Below are 19,659 nucleotides of genomic sequence, written 5' to 3' on the forward strand. Positions count from 1 at the left end.
ATGCGAAAGTCTACACTTGTGGGGTTGATCCTTGCCATGTGCTTTTTCAGTTTTTATTTTCTCGTGCTCGATCCGCTGGTTGGGGACAACCGCGAAGTCGCTTTTGTTGCATACGCCGGGATCTGGTTTTCGTCCAGCTTCATCAGCCGCAAGCTCGAGGGGCGGTATGCATTTTTGGACAAGCGGATGGACGCGCAATCGAGTGTCTGGCTATCGATTGGCGTCTTCGCTTTTTTCTTTTTGCTTATCGGGGTGTTAACGTAGTTTAAGATATGGAGGCGCTGGATGAAACGGTTACGGATCACGGGATTGGCGATATTGGTTTTAGTACTGGCGGGCTGTGCGGATCCGATGCCGGAAGAAATGCCGGCGGACTTCGATTTCCGCTTGAGTTACGGCGTGCACGGCAACAAAGGGATGGATACGTTCCGTGATGTGGCGGTTAAAGACCTCGTCGAAGACGGCTCGGCTGAGGCGAATGTGGTCTTGAGCGAGGAAGAGATGGAGACGGTCTACCGGCAATTGGCGGAGATCAACGTGATCGGCGACCTCGACCTGGTGGAGAAGCCGCGCTGCCAGGCGAGCCCTTCCACCCTTTCCACTTGGCAAATTGTTGCAAATGGCGAAACGGCCGAGTTCGCATACGGAAATGATTGCGGCTTTGAACCGCGGGATGTCCGGAAGCTGCGGGCGCTTGAACTCGAGATCCATGACATGGTGACCTCGAAGGAAGCTTACCAGGCGCTGCCGGAAGCAAGAGGCGCATATGAATAAATGCACCCGCCGCGGCGGGTGTTTTTTTGTGTCGCGGGTGGGAATACGCTCAGCAAAAGTTAAAATACGCTCGGCGATTGAAGAAATACGCACAGCAAAAGTTAAAATACGCTCGGCGATTGAAGAAATACGCACAGCAATCCGAAAAATACGATTCTGGCCGCCTTGCATGCTCCCGCGGAAAAGATTCCGGACGATTTCCTTTTTCTATCGGCGGTAGCAGTGTCCCCTTTCATCGCTTTGAAGACGCTTTATCATCTTTAGCGGCGCTTCTTTCATCGTTCCCCGTGTTTCTTTCATCATTTCGCAGCTTTCTTTCATCGTTTAAGGACGATATGGAAAAGGCCGCCGCATGCGCGCCGCCCCCCTTAAACCATAAAAGATGCTTTTCGCCGGGGTGAAAATCACTAAGAGCTACAAACATGTACTTTCTACAATTTCTCCAAGGCGCTCTACCAGCGTTCATACAGCTTCTTATCTACGTTTCTCAAGATTCTATCTACGTTTCCCGAATTTCTATCGGTGTTTCTCGCTTCTCTATCTACGTTTCGCGGTTTTCTATCGATGTTAAAGAAATGAATGGAAAAGGCCGGCGCATGCGCCGCCCTCCAAAAACCGTAAGGCACGCTTTTCGCCTAGCGAAAAGCACTTAGGGCTACAAACCTTCTCCATCTGCACTTTCTATACAAAAGCCGACCGGGTTTATTCCGATCGGCGTCTTTCATCCTCATTTGGGTGATAAAAAATTCGTTCCGTTAACAGATACCATCCGGCCCGCAAGACATGCCTTCGGACAAAACGATTGGCTTTTGCTTTTTCAGCTCTTCGTCGATGACTTGCTCGATCGCTTCTTTTGAATAAAGGCCGGCGAGCACCGTGTCGCCGATGATAAACGTCGGGACGGCTGTGATGTTTGCTTCCTCGTAAGCGTGTGCCAACGCTTTTTGATGCGCTTCTTCATACTTACCGGATTCGATGGCTTCCCGGTATCCATTTTCATCCAAGCCGATCTCTCCTGCCAATTTTGTCAGGACATCGATGTTCCCGATATCTTGTTCTTCTTGGAAAAAGGCTCTCATCATCCGTTCATGATACGCTGTGCCTTTCCCTTTTTCTTTCGCGTATTGATAGCCTTCAAAGGCTAGATGGGTATGCGGCTGCGGCGAAACGCCGGGCAGCACAATCTCGACTCCCATCTTTTCAGCCATCGGGTAAACAGATTGCGCCCAGGTCGTCTGGAGGTAATCTTCTTCTGGCCGCAGCGTCGCATTCGGATATGGGCGCAGTTCAAAAGGCATCCACTCAATATCGACGTCTCTTCCTTGGACTGCTTCCTCTAACGGTTTTTCTGCTAAAAAACAAAACGGACATACGTAATCCGAGTAGACTTTCACTTTTATCGTCATGTTTCGTATCTTCCTTTCCTCGTTGATGAAATGCGAGCCTTCAGGATACGATATAGACTTTCTCATCGCAACAAACTGGCTTCGCCAATCAACCCTTTCCCCTTTTACCCGGATGATTGCTTTTTATGCATGGAAAAAATGATCGTTTTGCAATAGCCCCCGAAAAAAGCTCAGCCACCTTCGGCTGTGCTTTTTCCTTCTATACCAATTAGTTTTTGATGGAAGGAGTATTCATGCTGCTTTCTCATGCTTTTTCCATCTCATATATTCATAAGAAGCTTGCGCGATAAAGACGATTGCGAAAAAAACCGCCATGGCAGTGAATTCAAGGGGCGCTAATACACCACTCTGATGGATCCACAGGAGCAGAACTACCGTCACCGGCAGCAGCCAAAGCGTGCGGATCAATCTTCTCCGGTGGGTCAAGCGGTGATAGCCGAACGCGAAGCCTTGGTCCTTCTTTTCTTTCCCTTTGGCCATCGATGATAAGATTGCGTTGGCAATCAAGGAAACGGCCACGACGATCATGAGCATCAGCAAAATATCCATAATGTCCTCCTTAGCGAAAAAGGGAAAACACCTCCAGCAGATGCTTCCCTTTTCCCTCCTTTATTTGAATGCCTGTGCAGCCATGCCGGCGACGTAATCACTGCCGCCATTGTCTTCGACGTTCTCGATCATCATGGCCATTAGGACCTCCGGATTCGATGCGTCGTAAGTGACGAAGAAGCCGTTTTCTTTGCCGCGGTCTTCGCCGGCGGCTTTTAGTTCAGCGGTACCGGTCTTGCCGGCAAGGTCGGCTTCTGCAATGTTCGCAGACTGTGCGTAGCCGTCGACGACGACGTTGCGCATCGCTGTGCGGAGCGTCGCCGCTGTTTCAGCACTGACGAGGCCTTCTTTCCAAACCTGGCTGTCTTCTTCGTCGAGCAGCAGCGTCGGTTTGTACATGACGCCGTCAGTCAGGAACGGTTCGTACATCGATGCAAGATGGACGATGTTCGTCAGCATCTGGCCTTGGCCGAACGAGGTATCCGCCAATTGGCCGGCTGAACCGATCGTGCCTTCATTTGAAATCTGCGACGCTTTCAGGCCAAGCGGGAATTCGATCTCTTCGCCGAAGCCGAATTCCTTCAAGCCCGCGACGAAGGTTTCATTGCCCATATTCAGTGCTTGCTGGGCGAAATAAATGTTGTCCGAATAGACGAGCGCGATGTTGAGGTCGACCGGGTTCGGTGCTTCGGGATGGAGGCGCGATACTTTGTAGTCGCCCCACGAAGCGTCTTTCTGCCAGGTCTTGCCGTTGATCGTGATGCCTTCGGCCGGCTTCAGCGTGCCCGCTTCCATGCCGATCGCTGCGGTCACCGGCTTTAAGGTAGAGCCCGGTGCATAGGCCGCCCGGAAGCGGTTGAACAGCGGATTTTTTGGATCTTCTTCCAGTTCCTTGTAGCGTGTGCCGCTGATGCCAAGCATGAATTCGTTCGGATCGAAGCCGGGCGAAGACACGAGTGCCAGCGTCTCGCCGGTTTTCGGGTTGAGGGCAGCGCTTGTTCCGGGTTCGCCTTTCATGGCGTCATAGGTTTTTTTCTGCAATTCGGCGTCGATCGTCAGTTGGACCGTTTCGCCATTTTCCACCGGCTTTTCGGCTACGGTGATCGGTTCGATGCCTTCAGCCGGCTTGTCGATCCAGATTTTCAGGCCGTCGGTCCCGCGCAGGCGCTCCTCGAGCACCCCTTCCATGCCGCCGCGCCCGATCTGGTCGTTCGCTGTATAGCCTTGGTCTTTCCGTTCCTCGAGCTGTTCCGCGGTGATGCTTCCGATATAGCCGGTGACGTGTGACAAGGCCGCCCCGTACGGATACTCGCGCATCGGCGTATTTTGTGCCGCGACGCCCGGAATCTTGATGGCGGCGTCGATCGTTTCCGTATCGGTTCGCGCGAGTTTCGCAATCGGCACGAACAGCTCCGGTTTCACCCAGCTTTGGCCAAGCTTCTGGTCGATCGACTCGACCGTGATGCCAAGCAGCTTCGCAAGCTCCGCTTTTTTCGATTCATCGGTGAACTTCTCCGGCACGATGCCGACATTGAAGCCGCCACCGTTGATGGCGAGCGCCAGCCCGTTGCGGTCGAGGATTTCGCCGCGCGCCGCCTGGATGCGATCAATCTGTATTTTGTCTTCCGCTTCCAGCTGCGGGAAAATGAACGACGGGTTCCATTCGACAAACCAGTTCTCTTCTTCGCCGTGCGTTTCATGGAGCAGCGTCATGTTCTGTTCGAACTCGACCGGCCCCGCGACCGTATCCATCTTCACCTGGACCGGGAAGTCCGCCGGTTCTTCTTCATTCCATTCCGCGTCTTCCGGCGGTTCCGTATACGTCACTTCCAAGTTCTCGATATTCAGGTCTTCCTGGATCTTCTTCTGGCGGTCGACAAATTGGGCTTTGTCGTATGCCCCTTTTGTGCCGTCGTTCAAGTAATTCTCGTACATTTCAGCGAATTCGCCTTTGTTCCAGTGGCTTATGTATTCTTTGATCCGGTCTTCCGGCGTCGCCTGCTGCTGGCATCCTGCAAGCAAAACGAGCACCAGGACCGCCGCAATCGCAATCCAGCTCTTCTTCATGTTATGCCCCCTGTTCTTTCCTTTATTTTACCAATAGTTTTCGAAGAAAGAAAACTTCAGCCCGGTTGATTTTGTCCGGCCCGGAATGAGACAATGGAAATAGATGGAAAGGAGTGGGCATCTTGAAAAAGTGGAAAATCGCCTTCGGCATAGCGGCTTTCGTTGCAATCGGGCTGGCTGCTGCCCTTGTTTGGCAAAACCATCAGATCAAAGAAGATCTGCTTAGAGCATATATCCTGGAACACGCGTCGCTCGAACAGGCGCTGGCCATCGCGCTTGATGAATACGACAGCGCCGGCGATGCCCGCCAGCTATCAGCCGACTTGGTCATTGCATACGGCCAATCCCAAGTGGTCATGCAGCCGGCGGACGTCCGCAAGCTCACCGGTGGGTACTTCCGGGATGACATCCCCTACCTCATGGAACTCCAAGGAACCTGGGATTACAATATGATGCTCGCGATCCAAGAAACCATGATCCCGGCGAGAAGCGGCGAAGTGGCCGAGGAGCAGGTCGAAGAGTTGAAGGCACATTATGACTCGTTATTGGCTTTCAATAAAATCCTGCTGTCGAACCGGTTCGAGAAAAAGGGACTCGCGGAGCTTGAGAGCGATATTGAGAAGTTCTATATGAAATATGTGCTCGACGGGCCGAGCGGTTTTTAAGGCGCGCCGGGTTTTGAGGAGTGTCGATTAAATCCTGAGAACTGTCGATTAATTTCCAAGGAGTGTCGATTAAATCGCCAGAACTGTCGATTAAACTCCAAAGACTGTCGATGAACCCGAATTCATTCCATAAAAAAACGGCTGCCCCTCTATAGGGCAGCCGTTTAGCCATTCATTGAATCTTTCGGAACTTTATAAACGCGTGCTTCGTACGGGAAGATCTGCTCGGGATCGATCTCTTTGTAGTTCGCGAGCAGCAAGGTCGCGCCTTCCGGGGCAGGCCCGCATAAGCACGGGTGCTGGCCGAGGTTGGCGACGATCAGGACCTTTTCGTCCTCGTCTTCGCGGGTATAGGCGAAGATCGATTCGTGGCCCATGTCCTGCAGCTTGTATTCACCGTAGACGAAGACGTCCATGTTTTTCCGCAGCCAGATCATCTGCTTGTAGAACGCCAGGATCGAATGCGGATCGTCTTGCTGGGCTTCGACGTTCAGCCATTCGTAGTTCGGGTTGAGGCCGATCCATGGCCGCCCTGCCGAGAAGCCGGCGTGCTCTTCTGCGTTCCATTGCATCGGTGTCCGCGAGTGGTCGCGGCTGGTGGCGCGGAGCAAAGTCATGATTGCTTCGTGCTCCATGCCGGTCTCTTTTTTATGGAAGTACATATTATGCGTGTGCACGTCGTCGAAATGGTCCAGTTCTTCGAACGGCGCGTTGGTCATGCCGATTTCCTGGCCCTGGTAGATGAACGGCGTGCCTTGCATGAAGAAGTACATGCAGGCGAGCGCTGTCGCACTCTCCCGCCAGTAGAGCGTATCGTTCCCCCACGTCGAGACCACGCGCGGTTTGTCGTGGTTCTCGATGAACAATGCATTCCAGCCGACGCCGTTCACTTTTTCCTGCCATTTGCTGAGGACTTTCTTCAGTTCGGGCACGTTGACGCCGTTGCGCCTTTCAACGCTCCAAAGCCCCAAGTCCTCGAATTGGAAAATCATATTGAACTTGCCGTTTTCTTCGCTGACCCAGTCGTGGACTTCGTCCGCCGTGACGCCATTCGCTTCCCCCACTGTGACGATGTCGTGCTTGCCGAACGTATTGTCGTACAGGTCCTGAAGCAAGGGCTGGATGCCGTCGACGTTCATCATATGGTCCCACGCCGGGGCGAACGGCAGGCCGTCCGGATTCGGCGCATCGGTGTAGTCTTTCTTGATGTGGCTGATGGCGTCGACGCGGAATCCGTCGATGCCTTTGCCGATCCACCAATTGATCATGTCGTACAGCGCCTGGCGCATCTCCGCGTTTTCCCAATTCAGGTCCGGCTGTTTTTTGGAGAATAAATGCAGGTAGTACTGATTGGTGTGAGAATCGTATTCCCATGCCGGACCGCCGAAGATGCTTTCCCAGTTCAGCGGCTCATCGCGCCAGACGTACCAGTCGCGCTTCGGGTTGTCTTTCGATGACCGCGATTCGACAAACCACGGATGCTCGTCGCTGGTGTGGTTCAGGACCAGGTCGATGATCAGCTTCATGCCGCGTGCATGGACTTCTTTCATCAGCGTCTCGAAATCTTCCATCGTCCCGAAATCTTCGTGGATGTCCCGGAAGTCGCTGATGTCGTAGCCGTTGTCGTCGTTCGGCGACTTGTACATCGGGCAGACCCAGATGATGTCGATGCCGAGGTCTTTCAGGTAGTCCAGTTTGCTGGTGATGCCATTGATGTCTCCGAGGCCGTTGCCATCGGAATCCATGAAGCTTCGCGGATAAACTTGATAAACGACTGTTTCTTTCCACCATTTTTTATTCATAATCGATCCCTCTCACAGACGCCGGCAGGAGCCCCGTTCAATCAGCCGGGAAGGAACCACGACTCTTTTCGCAGGTACCGTTTCGTCCAATATTTTCTCTAATACAAGTTCTGCAGCATGCAGCCCGAGATCGTAAATGGAAATGTCCACTGTGCTGAGCGGCGGTTTCAGGTGGCCGGACAAGGTGTGGTTGTTAAATCCGACGATCGATACGTCGTCCGGCACCTTGATCTCCAATTCTTCCAGGTAGCTGATCACTTCGTAGGCCACCAGATCATCATGCGTGATGATGGCGGTCGGCGGAACGTCGAGTTCCATGAGCTTCCGGATCGAATCCCGCTCAGCCCCTTGTATTGCTTCTTCGTTGACCGTATAGGCCGGCTCGAACGGAATGCCGTGTTCGGCCAGCGCTTCTTTATAGCCCTGCATCCGGTCGATCGACACGACGAAATCGCGCGCGCCTCCGACAAAAGCGATGCGGCGGTGCCCCAGGCCCACCAGGTAATCAACCACTTCTTTGGCGTTCGAGACGTTGTCGTTGTCGACATACGTGACGGTTCCTGAATCTTTATACGGCCTTCCGACGACCGCGAACGGCAAGCCGGAACCCCGCAGGTACTCCATGACCGGATCGGCCACTTTTGAGTACAGGAGGACGATGCCGTCGACCCGTTTGCCTTGCGCCATCGCGACCACTTCGTCGTAGATCTCTTCAGCCGTCGCCCCGGTCGACAAGTACAATCCGTACTTGCTGCCGTGGGCGCGGGTGGAAATGCCGCGCAGCACTTCCGGGAAGAACGGGTTCTGGAACGCAAGAACAGCCGAGTTCTCCATGACGATGCCGAGCGTCTGGCTTTTCTGCGCTACCAGGTTGCGGGCCTGGAAGTTCGGGTAGTAGCCCATGAACTCCATCGCTTCCCGCACTTTCTCTTTTGTGCCCTTGCTGATCCGGGGATTGTCGGCGATGACGCGGGACACGGTCGCCGGCGATACTCCGGCACGTTTCGCAACGTCCTTGATTGTAACTGCCATTGGTCCGCCTCCCTTATTTTACTGCCCCGTCGGATACCCCTTTGATGATCTCGCGCTGGGCAATGAAATAGAAGATGATGACCGGGATGATGGCGAGCGTCAGCCCAGCAAGCGCCAAATGCCATTGTTTCGTGTATTCCCCGAAGAAGAAGAACATCTTCAGCGGAATCGTTTCGCTTCCTGCCGTGTTGATGACGAGCGATGGAAGCAGGTAATCGTTCCAGATCCAGATGATGTTGAGGATCGCCACGGTGACGGTGATCGGCTTCAGGATCGGGAAGATGATGAACCAAAACACTTGCCAGCGGTTCGCGCCGTCGATGGTTGCCGCTTCGTCAAGTGATTTCGGGATGTTGTTGAGCGCTCCGTGGTACAGGAAGATCGACAGGCTCGCCCCGAATCCGAGGTACATGAAGATCAAACCGCCGCGGTTGAGCATTTCGAACTTGCCGAAAACCGTGACGAGCGGGATCATGACCGATTGGAACGGGATCAGCATCGCTGCGACAAATGTGAAGAACAGGATTGTGCTGAGCCTGCTTTTCGCACGCGACAAGGCGTAAGCGGCCATGGCCGAAAAGATGATGATCAGCACCACGCTGACGACGGTGATCAACAGCGAGTTGAACAGCGTCTGGAGGAAATCGAGTTCCTCGAAAGCGGTGATGTAGTTCTCAAAGCTCCACTTTTCGGGCAGGCTGACCGTGTCCATGAAGATTTCCTTTTTCGATTTGAACGAGTTGACGAACATCAGGTAAAACGGCGCAAGCCACAGGAGGGCCAGGAGCAAGCCCAGGACTTCCAGTTTTATATTCCATTTTTTCCGCATTACATTTCGACCTCCCTGCGTTTATTCAAATAAACCTGCACGAGGGCGATGATGGCGACGATCACGAAGAAAATCACGGCTTTCGCCTGCGCGTACGCGAAGGTGTTCTGCACGAACGCGGTCTTGAAGATTTCCATCGCGACCATCTCGGTCGAATTGTAAGGGCCGCCGCCTGTCAGCGACAGGTTTTGGTCATACAGCTTGAACGTGTTCGACAGCGTCAGGAACATGCTGACCGTGAACGCTGGAGCCACGAGCGGAAAAACGACATAACGGAAGCGCTGGAACGTGGATGCTCCGTCGATTTCGGAAGCTTCCAAAAGCTCTTTCGGCATCCCTTCCAAATACGCGATGTAGATGACCATTATGTATCCAGCCATTTGCCAGCTCATCAGGATCGTCAAACCCCAGAAGCCGGTTTCGGTTGTCGACAGCCAGCCCTGCAGGCTTTCCATTCCTAGGATTTCGCCGACGCTGGCAAATACTTTGATGAAGATGAACTGCCAGATAAAGCCGAGGATCAAGCCCCCGATCAAGTTCGGCATGAAGAACGTCGTCCGCAATAATTTGGTCGATTTCACGCGGCCAGTGACCAGCAGCGCGAGCGACAGCCCGATGAAGTTGATCAGGATGACCGACACGACCGAGAACTTCGTCGTGAACCAGAGCGAATCAAGGAAGCGCTCGTCTTTCAACAAGTCGATGTAGTTCTGGAAGCCGACGAATTCGCCGGTGGTGATGCCGTTCCAGGAAGTGAAAGAATAATAGACGCCAAGCAGCATCGGGACAATGACCACTAGTGTAAGGGCCAATAAAACCGGGGCAAGAAACAACCAATAAGAGAGATCTTTTGTGCGCATACGGGCATCTTTCCTTTCTTAAATTATACCGTGAAAGGCCTGGTAACAAAACAAAGTAGCACGGCGGCTACTTTGTTTTCAGGCTATTTTTATGAAAATTGACGCAATTCCGTCTTATTTAGCCCGGTCTGTTTCCCAAGCTTTCTTAGCTGTGTCGATAACTTCTTCCCAGCTGGCTTCCTCGCTCAGGTATTTCTGGATATTAGCTCCAAGAACGTCCTGTCCCCATCCAGTCGGATAGCCCATGAACACCCATCCGATTGTGTTGCCTGACTCGGATGCATCATAGATGGCTTTCGACATTGGATCAGAGATTTTCGAAGTGTCATAGCCTTCGTAAGCCGGGATGAATTTGAAGTCTTCCAATACAGCAGTTTTCCCTGCATCAGATGTGTAGAGCCAGTCCAAGAATTCTTTCGATTCTTTGACGACGTTTTCGTCAGCTTTCTTGTTTACGCCCCAGTACATCGGAACGCCAACCGGCAAGCCTGCATTTTCAATGCCTTCTACAGGGATCGGCATAAGGCCGACGCCGCTGTCCGCAAGTTCCTGGTCAATGCCGGCGATCGAGCCGTATGCCCAGTTCCCTTGCTGGATGATTGCCACGCGCTCAAGCGAGAACAATTCTTCCACCTGCTGCGAGTAATCAAGGCTCACAGTCGGCTGTTTCGAGTATTCGTTCTGCAGATCGACGATTTTCTTGAAGCCGTCTGCGTATTTGAATTCTACCGTCTTCGCATCGAATGCCGTCAAGACGTTGTTGTCGAATTCAGGCGCAAGGAATGTGTTCGACAAGTGAAGGCCTGTCACCCAAGTTTCTTTCCCTGGGAAAGCGAATACCGACTCAAGCCCAAGTTCCTCTTTTTTCGAATCCAATGTTTTCACCGCTTCTTCAAGTGATGCGAAATCCGTGATGGACGCAGGATCGATTCCCGCTTCTTCGAATAAACGCGTGTTGTAGATGAAGCCGTATCCTTCCTGGTTGTACGGAAGGCCAAGCACTTCAGATTCAACGGTTACACCGTCAAGCGTGCCTTCAAGCGCAGCACCAGCAGCTTCTGTGTCCGAAAGGTCCGAAAGGTTGTCTTTCCAATCCGCTACGTCCTGAGGTCCGCCGATGTTGAAGATCGCCGGTTCGTTGCCGGATGCAAAGCGTGAACGGAGCGCCGCGCCGTAATCTTCGCCGCCGCCGACCGTCGTGATTTCAATGTTGACGTTCGGGTTCTCTTTTTCGTACTGCTCAACTACGTCTTCGAACTGGTCCTTGAATTCCACTTTGAACTGGAAGATATCAACCGTCACTTCTTCTTCGCCGCCGTTTTCCGTTCCCGATGCCGCTTCTTCCCCGCCGCTGCACCCAGCCAAAACTGCTGCAGACAGCATCAATGAAGCCACTAACCCTTTTTTGAACTTCAATTCCTTCATTTCAAAATCCCCCTTTGTGGTTCGTGCAATCGTTTGCACAAAATGTGAAATAAAAAACGGAAACGGAAATCGGACACGCTTCCTGTCGTTAATTACCTGTATCATATCACCATGTAAACGTTTGCACAAGACAAAATTATTAATTTATTTTAAGTATTTTTCAGTTGCTGGATCGGGAATCGGACAACGCTAGGTTGTGGTGTAAGAAAAGTATGTTCATGTCGGATCATTCTTAAAGAACAGGCTGCATTGCAGACGGCGGCACGGCAAAAACGATGAATGTCCCTTCTTCGACTTCCGGCTTGAGGCGGTGACGGCAGTCTCGTGATTGTCGTACATTTGGTGAATTGGACCGTCCGCAATTTTGCCCTCGTTCATTCCCCTTCCAAAACCAATAATGCGGCGCCGAGGATGCCAGCATCGTTTTCAAACTGGGCCACTTCGATCTGCAGCGGATTCAGCAGTACCGGCTCGAGCTGGCGCTGGAGCGAGTCCATCCACAAATCTGCTGCTTCCGACACGCCGCCGCCGATGATAACGATGTCCATGTCGAATGCCGCCTGGAGGCTGCTGATGACGACAGCGAGGTCAGCGGTGAATCCTTCCACCACTTCGCGCGCCGCCGAGTCCGTCTTCGCCTTTTCGAACAGTTCCGGCGGTGAATATGGCAGCCCCGCTTCCTTGATGCGGCGGCGAAGTGCCGTCCCCGATACGTACATTTCGTTGCAGCCGTGGCGGCCGCATGCGCATTGGACGCCGTTCGGGTGAAGGATCATATGTCCGAGTTCCGCTGCGCCGCCGTGCGGCCCGCCGCTCAGGAGCTTGCCGTCCCAGATGATGCCGCCGCCGAGTCCCGTGCCGAGCGTCAGGACGACGACGCGGCCGTACCCTTTCGCTGCGCCGAACTTCGCTTCGGCAAGCGCTGCCGCATTCGCATCGTTCTCCACTTCGACGCGCCGGCCGGTCGCGAGCTCCAGCCATTCCTTGACCGGCGTGCCGGTCCACCCTGGCAGTGTTTCCGCCGCGTAGATGATCTTCCCTTCTTTCGGGTCGACAAAGCCGTGCGTCCCGATGCCGATTGACGCAATTTCCGGCTCTTTAATGAGCATGCGGATGACGTGCTGCTCCAGATACGGATACAGCGGAATCACCGTCGGCACTTGTTCTTCGTGCAGGATCGTCCCGTCTGCGGCAATGATCCCCATGCGGATCTTCGTGCCGCCGATGTCGACGCCTAATACCTTCTCCATGAAACCCCTCCTATTTTCAGCCGAATTCCTTTTATCATACATGATTTCATTTCCGTGTCTAGATGCCGCGCGCGGGAAACGGTGCTTCGCGGCATGTGGAATCGCCGTTGCGCCGGATATCGGCAATTTTCAAGATTTATCGGCGATTCGGGTTTTATTCGCCTCGAAGGAGCGGCGGCGCTGTTTACTTGCAGTATATGCGATTTACTTGCGGAAACTGGACATTTACTTGCGGAAAACGCCACTTTACTTGCAGTATCCGTACTTTACTTGCAGTATCTGCACTTTTACTTGCAGCACCCCTCAAAAGCACTCCCCGCACTCGCTCAATTCTTGTAAAAAACAATCGCTTCGTACGGTCGCAACAACACATCGCCTTCGCTCAGGTTCACGGCGTAATTGCAGATCAGCACTTCGCCTTCCGGGCGCTGCACCGCTTTCGTGTTCTCCGTGAAATTGCAGAAGACGGTCAGGGTTTCATTCTCCCAAGTGCGCGTGTAAGCGAAGATATCGCTGTCGTCGCGCAGCAGCAATTCGAAATCGCCATGCGTGATGATGTCGAGCTCTTTTCGGAAGCCGATGAGCTCCTTGTAGTACTGGTAGACCGAATCCGGGTCGTGCCGCTGTTCGGCATTGATTTCCGGGTAGTTCGGGTTGGCTTTGATCCACGGCGTCCCAGTCGTGAATCCGCCATTCGCCTCGTCCGACCATTGCATCGGCGTGCGCGCGTTGTCGCGCCCTTTGGCGTGGATCGCCGTCATGATGTCGTCATGCGGCACGCCGGCTGCCCGCTTTTCCTTGTACATGTTCAAGGTCTCGATGTCTTTGTAGTCCTCGATCGATTCGAAGCGAACGTTGGTCATGCCGAGCTCTTCGCCTTGGTAGATATACGGCGTGCCTTGCATGAAATGCAGGCATGTCGCGAGCATCTTCGCCGACTCGATGCGCCAGTCGGTGTCTTCGCCGAAACGCGAAACGATGCGCGGCTGATCGTGGTTGTTCCAATACAGGCTGTTCCACCCTTTTTCGTGAAGGCCGTGCTGCCATTTTTCCATATTCTCTTTCAGGTCAGTGAGGCGCAGCGGCTTCAAATCCCATTTCTCACCGGACGCCTGGTCAAGGCCCATGTGCTCGAACGTGAAGATCATGTTCAGCTCCCGGTTTTCGGCAGCCGTGTAATCGCGCGCTTCTTTCGGCGTCGTGCCCGGTGTTTCGCCGACGGTCACGATGTCGTATTTCGACAGGACTTCCCGGTTCATCTCCTGCAGATAAGTGTGCACGTTCGGCCCGTTCATGAATTGATGGCTGCCGTCGCTGCCAGGCGCATCGTGCATGTCGGCCACCTTGGAAATCATGTTGATAACGTCCATGCGGAAGCCGTCGACGCCTTTGTCTAGCCACCAGCGCATCATTTCATAGACCGCCTCGCGCAGTTCCGGATTGTCCCAATTCAGATCCGGCTGCTTTTTGGAGAATAAATGCAAGTAATACTGGCCGCGTTCCTTATTGAATTCCCAAGTCGATCCGCTGAAGAACGAGCGCCAATTGGTCGGCTTGTCGCGCCAGATATAGAAGTCCGGACGGGTCTTGAACCATTCGTGCTCATCGGACGTATGGTTAACAACAAGGTCCATGACGAGCTTCATGCCCCGCGCGTGGACTTCCTGCAGCAGCTCATCAAAGTCCTCCATCGTCCCAAATTCTTTCATAATCCGGTAATAATCCCGGATATCGTAGCCGTTGTCGTCATTCGGCGAATCATACACTGGCGACAGCCAGAGGATGTCGACGCCGAGTTCCTGCAGGTAATCGAGCTTTTCAATAATGCCGCGCAAATCCCCGATGCCGTCCCCATCGGAGTCCATGAAACTCCGCGGATAAATTTGATAAACCGTCGATTTTTTCCACCATTCGGTCATGCCAATCCCTCTTTTCGGTTTCTGCAAATATTATTCTAATATCATACAGGAATATTCTGATTTTACAAAAGAGTTCATGGAATTATTTTGTGTTAACTAAAATCAAATTTAAGTTGACTCAAATTTATAGGTTGATTATACTAAAGCTATCTTGAGCATTTGGAGGGACACCATGACTACAACGACTACCCGCACGGCCAATCATTCTAAGACGTTGAACTTAGTACATATCGCGATGTTTGCCGCTTTGATGGCAATCGGCGCGAACATCTCTTCTTTCCTGGTGATCGGCGGCGTGCCGATTACGCTTCAGACCTTCTTCGCCATCCTTGCCGGACTTTTGCTCGGCAGCCGCATGGGCGCCCTGTCGATGATCGTCTATGCATTGATCGGCCTTGCCGGAGTTCCGGTGTTTGCCGCTTTTTCCGGCGGCATGGACACGCTGATCAGCCCGACGTTCGGCTTTATCGTGTCGTTCGTTTTCATCGCTTTGGCGAGCGGCTGGATTTCGAATAAATTCCCGACCCGCACCGGCTTTGTTTTGGCGGCGCTCGCCGGGCTTGTCGTGAACTACGTCATCGGCACAAACTGGATGTACGCGGCCTATAAATTATGGTTTGCGGCTCCGGAAGGCTTCACGTACAAGATGGCATGGGCATGGATGATGGTGCCGCTGCCGAAAGACATCATTCTTTCGGTGCTGGCAGGCTTCTTCGGATTCCGGCTAAAGCCGATCATCCAGCGATTCAAGTGAAATGAAAACGGCTGGTCCCAATGGGGCCAGCCGTTTTTCTATGGGGCGGTTTCGGAGTTATTTGCGTTCGTGGAGTTTTATTTGCGCTTGTGGAATTTTACTTGCGTTCGCGAAGTTTTATTTGCGCTCAGAGAACTTTATTTGCGTTCGCGCACCAGTTATTTGCGTTCAACAAAATTCGACACCGAAAACGGATCCCCACTCCTTTGGTTTCTTGCTTTTCGCACCGCGAAAAGCGCCCTTTCTTTTGGCATCCGTCTTTTACGCTCGCTTGGAGAAATTTACACGCGCTCGTGGCCGGTAATGCTCGTTCGCGAGGCCGTTACGCGCGCTCAACAAAAGCCGGCACAAAAACCCGAAACCTAAACCCCATATCGGATGCTTCCCGCTGCGCGGAAAGCGACACCCCCCAACCAAAAAAAGCTCCCGGATTCCCGGGAGCTTTCATTATTCAGGTGCCGCAAAATGTGACGTACGGGTTGTCCGGATCAGCAGGCGGCTGCGTATAAGGATTTTGTTCCGCACTATAGCTGTACGGCGCGGAGAGGGCGGCGAGCAGCCGCTCCATGACGGTGAAATCGTTGTGCTCGACCGCGGCTGTGAGCGCTTCTTCCACGCGATGGTTGAGCGGAATGACGTTCGGGTTGCTCGCTTTCATTAATTCGACGGCGGCGTCCCGGCCTTCTTCCTGGCGGTCCAGTCGCGCCTGCCACTTTTCATGCCATTCGTTGAACGCTTTCCGGCCGGCAAGCGCGGTCTCTTCCGGACGGCCGAGCGTCAGTGCGCGGAACATATTCGTGAAATCGGCGCCGTGTTCGTGCATCAGCTCAAGCAGGCCACCGATCAGGCTTTCGTCTTCCGCTTCGACGTTGAAGAGGCCGAGTTTTGAACGCATGCCGGCAAGCCAATTGGCGTAATACGATTCGATGTACTCCTTCAAGACGCTTTGGGCGATTTTTACCGCCTTGTCCTGCTCATCTGCCAACAGCGGCAGCAAGGTTTCAGCGAACCGCGCCAGGTTCCAGCCGGCGATTTGCGGCTGGTTGCCGAATGCGTAGCGGCCTTGCTGGTCGATCGAGCTGAAGACGGTCGCTGGGTCGTACGTGTCGATGAACGCGCACGGGCCGTAGTCGATCGTCTCGCCGCTAATCGTCATGTTGTCGGTGTTCATGACGCCGTGGACAAAGCCGACGAGCTGCCACTTCGCGACAAGCGACGCGTGGCGCTGCGCCACCGCTTCGAGCAGTGCGATATAGGGATTGTCCACTGATTCAAGTTCCGGGTAATGGCGGCGGATGGCGTAGTCGGCGAGCGCTTTTCGTTCTTCGGTTCCGCCTTTATAGGCCGCGAACTGGAACGTTCCAAAGCGCAGGTGGCTCGCTGCCACACGCGTCAGGACTGCACCCGGCAAATAGGTTTCGCGCGCCACTTCCTCGCCGGTGGCTACGACCGCGAGGCTGCGGGTCGTCGGAATGCCGAGCGCGTGCATCGCCTCGCTGATGATGAATTCGCGGAGCATAGGGCCAAGCGCCGCGCGGCCATCGCCTCCCCGTGAATACGGCGTGCGGCCCGAACCTTTCAATTGGATATCCAAGCGGCTGCCGCCTGGCGTGATCTGCTCGCCCAGGAGTACGGCGCGCCCGTCCCCGAGCATCGTGAATCCGCCGAACTGGTGGCCGGCATACGCTTGCGCAAGCGGTTCTGCCCCTTCCGGAACCCGGTTGCCCGCGAGCATCGCCGTCCCTTCTTCCGTCTTCAGCTCTTCGCTATTCAAACCGAGCTCCGCCGCAAGCCCGTCGTTGAAGATGACGAGCTTCGGCGAACGCACAGGCCATGGGTTCAATTTGGTGTAGAAGATGTCCGGAAGCTCTGCGTAGCTGCTTTCCAGCTTCCAGCCGTAAGCGGTTTTCTGTTCGTTGCTGGCCATAAGATCATCCTTCCTTTACAGTCCATTTGTTCCTTCTACTATACCTTTTCCGCTCTTCATTCGCCCGTCTGCCGGCCTGAGCCGTCGGCACGAAAGGCAGGTAGGCAATAAAAAAACGCCGGGGATCCCGGCGTGAACAATCAAGAGTTAAGCTTCCGCCGGTTCGTACTGTTCCGAAACAACGATTTCGTCTTCAACCAATAAATATGGATGCGTTTCGAGCAGCATCGTTTTTACGCTTTCCGGCATCGCTTTTTTGGCGTACGCGCAGATCAGCGGAAACTGCAGTTCCTTTACCGCGACGTCGATGATTTTTTCAAAATCCTCGACCAGGTGGATCGGGTCTTGCATCGTCGCCCACTCCACATGCGCCCAGGAACGGAAAGACGCTCCAGTCTGCACATACGGCTCGACGGTCTTTTCAAAATAGGCCTGGATGGCGGGCGGATGGTAGCTGCCGCTTGAATAATAGAAATCGAAGCTTTTGACAAAATGGATCTTTTCCATTTGCGCCCCAGAAAGCTTATTCTTTAATTCCGCTTGGATTTTCGGAGACAGCCGCGGGTTTTCAATCAGCAGGACGTAATCCCCTGCCTCCACGCCATGCTTGGCGTAAGCCACAGCTTGTTCGATATATTTTTCAGTTTCATCATAGGCATAAAGCACATGGGCATCGCGCTGTTCTTCAAACAAGCTGAGCATATTTTTGTTCAATCCATCATCCCTTTAATAAAGTATGGCGTCACTTTCAGTAGATTCATTATACATAAAACAGGAACATCTGTCCTCTTTCCCGTATACAGAAGCCCCATCCCCCTCAAAAGAATTCCTTACAGAATCGGCGCGAACAGCCGCGCCAGCCGCTGCTTGCCGCGCTCGAACGGCGTGCGTGCGTCGAACATTTCCTTTGTTACGCGTTGCGACAACTTCACGTCTTGTGCAAAAATGTGGTCCATTTCCAAAGCGGTGGCCTCATCGTAGATGAACGTATTCGCTTCGTAGTTCAAGGAAAAGCTGCGCGTGTCCAGATTGGCGGATCCGACCGACAGCGCCTTGCCGTCGACCGTCATCGTTTTCGCATGCAAAAAACCATTCTTGTAGCGGTAGGCCCGCACGCCCGCATCTATCAATTCCTCGAGGAACGACAGACTGGCATCGTGGACGAAAAGATGGTCGGACTTCCCTGGGATCATGACAGCCACATCAATGCCGCTGAGCGCGGCGACGCGGATGGCGTCCAATATGGACTCGTCCGGGATAAAGTACGGCGTCTGGATGCGGATCGTCGATTGTGCACTTGCAATGAGCTTCAATAAGCCGTATTTGATCTGGTCGTCGGGCTCGTCCGGGCCGCTCGCCACCAGCTGGACTGCCGCCCCGTGCTCCCCACCGGTTTCCGGGAAATACGCCTGGCTATAGCGGACGGGATGGCTTACGGATGCTTCGTTCCAGTCCTTCAGGAAAATATGCTGCATCGAATGGACGGCGCTACCCGCAATCCGCAGATGGGTATCCCGCCAATAGCCCATCTCCACTTGTTCGCCAAGGTATTCATCCCCGACGTTAAAGCCGCCGATATACCCGACCGCTCCGTCGATGACGGCGATTTTCCGGTGGTTCCGGTAATTGATCCGCGGATTGAACCACGGCAGCCGCGAAGGGAGCGACGCTGATGCCCTGCCGCCCGCTTCGGTGAAAGCTTCAAAAAAGTCCCGCGGCAAAGCATTCGAGCCGATATCGTCGTAAAGGAACAGGACCTTCACGCCTTCTTTCGCTTTCTCGGCAAGGAGCTCCATCAGCCGGTTGCCGATGCCGTCGTTCTTCAAAATATAATATTCCAGGTGGACGTGGTCTTCTGCCCGTTTGATGTCTTCGAACAGCGCGTCGAACTTCCGCTCCCCGTCGTTGAAGATCTGCAGGCGGTTGTCCGTCGAAAGCGGCGCCGTATTCGTTTTCAACTGCATCTTGATAAGCCCCTGCAAATCCTTAGGGAGCCGGCCCTGTCCGGTAAACGTCCCGCTCTCCAGCGCTTCGAGCTGCCCTTCGGCGCGCGCTTCGAGTTCCGGATTGGCGTATGCATTCGCGTTTCGGCCTTTTGTTTTATTATGCGGCTGGCCGAACAGCAGATACAAAAGGAAGCCGACCACCGGCAGGAAAATCAGGAGCAGTATCCAGGCCCACAGCGAAGAAGCCCGCTTCCGCTCTTTGAATAAAATAAAAAAAGCCAGCACGATATTCAACATGAATATAAAGTTGCTGATTGTATTCCACCATTGAAAGGATATCCCTCCGTCGTCAAAGATAGTATCCCCTCCTCTCGAATCCCTTGCCCCTTTCTTTACCCGGTTTGCTCCTTGCCTATTCGTTTCTTTTCACACGCCGCCCTTCCTGCAGGCAGCA

17 protein-coding genes are annotated in these 19,659 nt (G+C 53.6%); 4 read left to right on the top strand and 13 right to left on the bottom strand.

Going from position 1 to position 19,659, the window contains the following annotated elements; translation table 11 throughout:
* Both ACFSDB_RS09280 and ACFSDB_RS09285 read left to right on the top strand, forming a co-directional pair.
* Positions 1–264 carry a hypothetical protein gene (locus ACFSDB_RS09280; RefSeq protein WP_204892018.1) on the top strand — a complete coding sequence of 88 codons (264 nt, stop codon included), beginning with the start codon at positions 1–3 and terminating at the stop codon, positions 262–264.
* Positions 265–285: 21 nt separating this feature from the next.
* Complete coding sequence (locus ACFSDB_RS09285) at positions 286–774, top strand: hypothetical protein (protein ID WP_204892019.1); 489 nt, start codon at positions 286–288, stop codon at positions 772–774.
* 755 nt (positions 775–1,529) lie between these two features.
* Here ACFSDB_RS09285 and ACFSDB_RS09290 read toward each other — a convergent pair.
* The 3 genes from ACFSDB_RS09290 to ACFSDB_RS09300 form a co-directional block, all read right to left on the bottom strand.
* Positions 1,530–2,180: a DsbA family oxidoreductase gene (locus tag ACFSDB_RS09290; protein WP_204892020.1), complete on the bottom strand. Its 651-nt coding sequence runs from the start codon at positions 2,178–2,180 to the stop codon at positions 1,530–1,532.
* A 231-nt stretch (positions 2,181–2,411) separates the two neighbouring features.
* Complete coding sequence (locus ACFSDB_RS09295; protein ID WP_204892021.1) at positions 2,412–2,729, bottom strand: hypothetical protein; 318 nt, start codon at positions 2,727–2,729, stop codon at positions 2,412–2,414.
* 60 nt (positions 2,730–2,789) lie between these two features.
* Complete coding sequence (locus ACFSDB_RS09300) at positions 2,790–4,796, bottom strand: penicillin-binding transpeptidase domain-containing protein (RefSeq protein WP_204892022.1); 2,007 nt, start codon at positions 4,794–4,796, stop codon at positions 2,790–2,792.
* A 122-nt stretch (positions 4,797–4,918) separates the two neighbouring features.
* Here ACFSDB_RS09300 and ACFSDB_RS09305 point away from each other — a divergent pair, with 122 nt between their 5' ends.
* The gene (locus ACFSDB_RS09305; RefSeq protein ID WP_204892023.1) at positions 4,919–5,461 is read left to right on the top strand and encodes a hypothetical protein; all 543 of its coding nucleotides are present in this window, start codon (positions 4,919–4,921) and stop codon (positions 5,459–5,461) included.
* A 164-nt stretch (positions 5,462–5,625) separates the two neighbouring features.
* On the opposite strand, the gene ACFSDB_RS09310 is transcribed toward ACFSDB_RS09305, so the two are convergent.
* From ACFSDB_RS09310 to ACFSDB_RS09340, 7 genes are all read right to left on the bottom strand, one after another.
* A complete protein-coding gene (locus ACFSDB_RS09310) occupies positions 5,626–7,263 on the bottom strand; it encodes a glycoside hydrolase family 13 protein (RefSeq protein WP_204892024.1) in 1,638 nt (545 codons plus the stop codon).
* A 12-nt stretch (positions 7,264–7,275) separates the two neighbouring features.
* Entirely contained in the window at positions 7,276–8,295 is a 1,020-nt protein-coding gene (locus tag ACFSDB_RS09315) for a LacI family DNA-binding transcriptional regulator (RefSeq protein ID WP_204892025.1), read from the bottom strand.
* A 13-nt stretch (positions 8,296–8,308) separates the two neighbouring features.
* Entirely contained in the window at positions 8,309–9,124 is an 816-nt protein-coding gene (locus ACFSDB_RS09320; protein ID WP_204892026.1) for a carbohydrate ABC transporter permease, read from the bottom strand.
* Positions 9,124–9,984 (bottom strand): carbohydrate ABC transporter permease, encoded by an 861-nt coding sequence (locus ACFSDB_RS09325; protein WP_204892027.1) that lies wholly within the window; start codon positions 9,982–9,984, stop codon positions 9,124–9,126. The genes ACFSDB_RS09320 and ACFSDB_RS09325 overlap by 1 nt, the downstream gene beginning before the upstream one ends.
* Positions 9,985–10,098: 114 nt before the next feature.
* Positions 10,099–11,409 (bottom strand): ABC transporter substrate-binding protein, encoded by a 1,311-nt coding sequence (locus ACFSDB_RS09330; protein ID WP_204892028.1) that lies wholly within the window; start codon positions 11,407–11,409, stop codon positions 10,099–10,101.
* Positions 11,410–11,783: 374 nt separating this feature from the next.
* Positions 11,784–12,659: an ROK family protein gene (locus tag ACFSDB_RS09335; protein ID WP_204892029.1), complete on the bottom strand. Its 876-nt coding sequence runs from the start codon at positions 12,657–12,659 to the stop codon at positions 11,784–11,786.
* A 326-nt stretch (positions 12,660–12,985) separates the two neighbouring features.
* A complete protein-coding gene (locus ACFSDB_RS09340; protein WP_377339943.1) occupies positions 12,986–14,584 on the bottom strand; it encodes a glycoside hydrolase family 13 protein in 1,599 nt (532 codons plus the stop codon).
* Positions 14,585–14,750: 166 nt separating this feature from the next.
* Here ACFSDB_RS09340 and ACFSDB_RS09345 point away from each other — a divergent pair, with 166 nt between their 5' ends.
* Positions 14,751–15,332: a biotin transporter BioY gene (locus ACFSDB_RS09345; protein ID WP_204892031.1), complete on the top strand. Its 582-nt coding sequence runs from the start codon at positions 14,751–14,753 to the stop codon at positions 15,330–15,332.
* 451 nt (positions 15,333–15,783) lie between these two features.
* Here the strand turns inward: ACFSDB_RS09345 and ACFSDB_RS09350 are convergent, their stop codons facing one another.
* From ACFSDB_RS09350 to cls, 3 genes are all read right to left on the bottom strand, one after another.
* On the bottom strand, positions 15,784–17,259 hold the full coding sequence (locus tag ACFSDB_RS09350) for a protein adenylyltransferase SelO (RefSeq protein WP_204892032.1): 1,476 nt from the start codon (positions 17,257–17,259) through the stop codon (positions 15,784–15,786).
* Between the two features lie 147 nt (positions 17,260–17,406).
* Positions 17,407–17,973 carry an MEDS domain-containing protein gene (locus ACFSDB_RS09355; RefSeq protein ID WP_204892033.1) on the bottom strand — a complete coding sequence of 189 codons (567 nt, stop codon included), beginning with the start codon at positions 17,971–17,973 and terminating at the stop codon, positions 17,407–17,409.
* Positions 17,974–18,089: 116 nt separating this feature from the next.
* Positions 18,090–19,562: a cardiolipin synthase gene (cls, locus tag ACFSDB_RS09360; RefSeq protein WP_377339946.1), complete on the bottom strand. Its 1,473-nt coding sequence runs from the start codon at positions 19,560–19,562 to the stop codon at positions 18,090–18,092.
* Positions 19,563–19,659: the final 97 nt, after the last annotated feature.

This window comes from Planococcus chinensis (assembly GCF_042681545.1).
Classification (GTDB): Bacteria; Bacillota; Bacilli; order Bacillales_A; family Planococcaceae; genus Planococcus; species Planococcus chinensis.

What these genes read in the sequence shown, in the direction of transcription:
- ACFSDB_RS09290 (WP_204892020.1), bottom strand. Translation starts at nt 2,180, where the DNA reads ATGACGATAAAAGTGAAAGTCTACTCGGATTACGTATGTCCGTTTTGT.
- ACFSDB_RS09315 (WP_204892025.1), bottom strand. Translation starts at nt 8,295, where the DNA reads ATGGCAGTTACAATCAAGGACGTTGCGAAACGTGCCGGAGTATCGCCG.
- ACFSDB_RS09325 (WP_204892027.1), bottom strand. Translation starts at nt 9,984, where the DNA reads ATGCGCACAAAAGATCTCTCTTATTGGTTGTTTCTTGCCCCGGTTTTA.
- ACFSDB_RS09335 (WP_204892029.1), bottom strand. Translation starts at nt 12,659, where the DNA reads ATGGAGAAGGTATTAGGCGTCGACATCGGCGGCACGAAGATCCGCATG.
- ACFSDB_RS09280 (WP_204892018.1), top strand. Translation starts at nt 1, where the DNA reads ATGCGAAAGTCTACACTTGTGGGGTTGATCCTTGCCATGTGCTTTTTC.
- ACFSDB_RS09300 (WP_204892022.1), bottom strand. Translation starts at nt 4,796, where the DNA reads ATGAAGAAGAGCTGGATTGCGATTGCGGCGGTCCTGGTGCTCGTTTTG.
- ACFSDB_RS09320 (WP_204892026.1), bottom strand. Translation starts at nt 9,124, where the DNA reads ATGCGGAAAAAATGGAATATAAAACTGGAAGTCCTGGGCTTGCTCCTG.
- ACFSDB_RS09285 (WP_204892019.1), top strand. Translation starts at nt 286, where the DNA reads ATGAAACGGTTACGGATCACGGGATTGGCGATATTGGTTTTAGTACTG.
- ACFSDB_RS09330 (WP_204892028.1), bottom strand. Translation starts at nt 11,409, where the DNA reads ATGAAGGAATTGAAGTTCAAAAAAGGGTTAGTGGCTTCATTGATGCTG.
- ACFSDB_RS09310 (WP_204892024.1), bottom strand. Translation starts at nt 7,263, where the DNA reads ATGAATAAAAAATGGTGGAAAGAAACAGTCGTTTATCAAGTTTATCCG.
- ACFSDB_RS09295 (WP_204892021.1), bottom strand. Translation starts at nt 2,729, where the DNA reads ATGGATATTTTGCTGATGCTCATGATCGTCGTGGCCGTTTCCTTGATT.
- ACFSDB_RS09350 (WP_204892032.1), bottom strand. Translation starts at nt 17,259, where the DNA reads ATGGCCAGCAACGAACAGAAAACCGCTTACGGCTGGAAGCTGGAAAGC.
- ACFSDB_RS09345 (WP_204892031.1), top strand. Translation starts at nt 14,751, where the DNA reads ATGACTACAACGACTACCCGCACGGCCAATCATTCTAAGACGTTGAAC.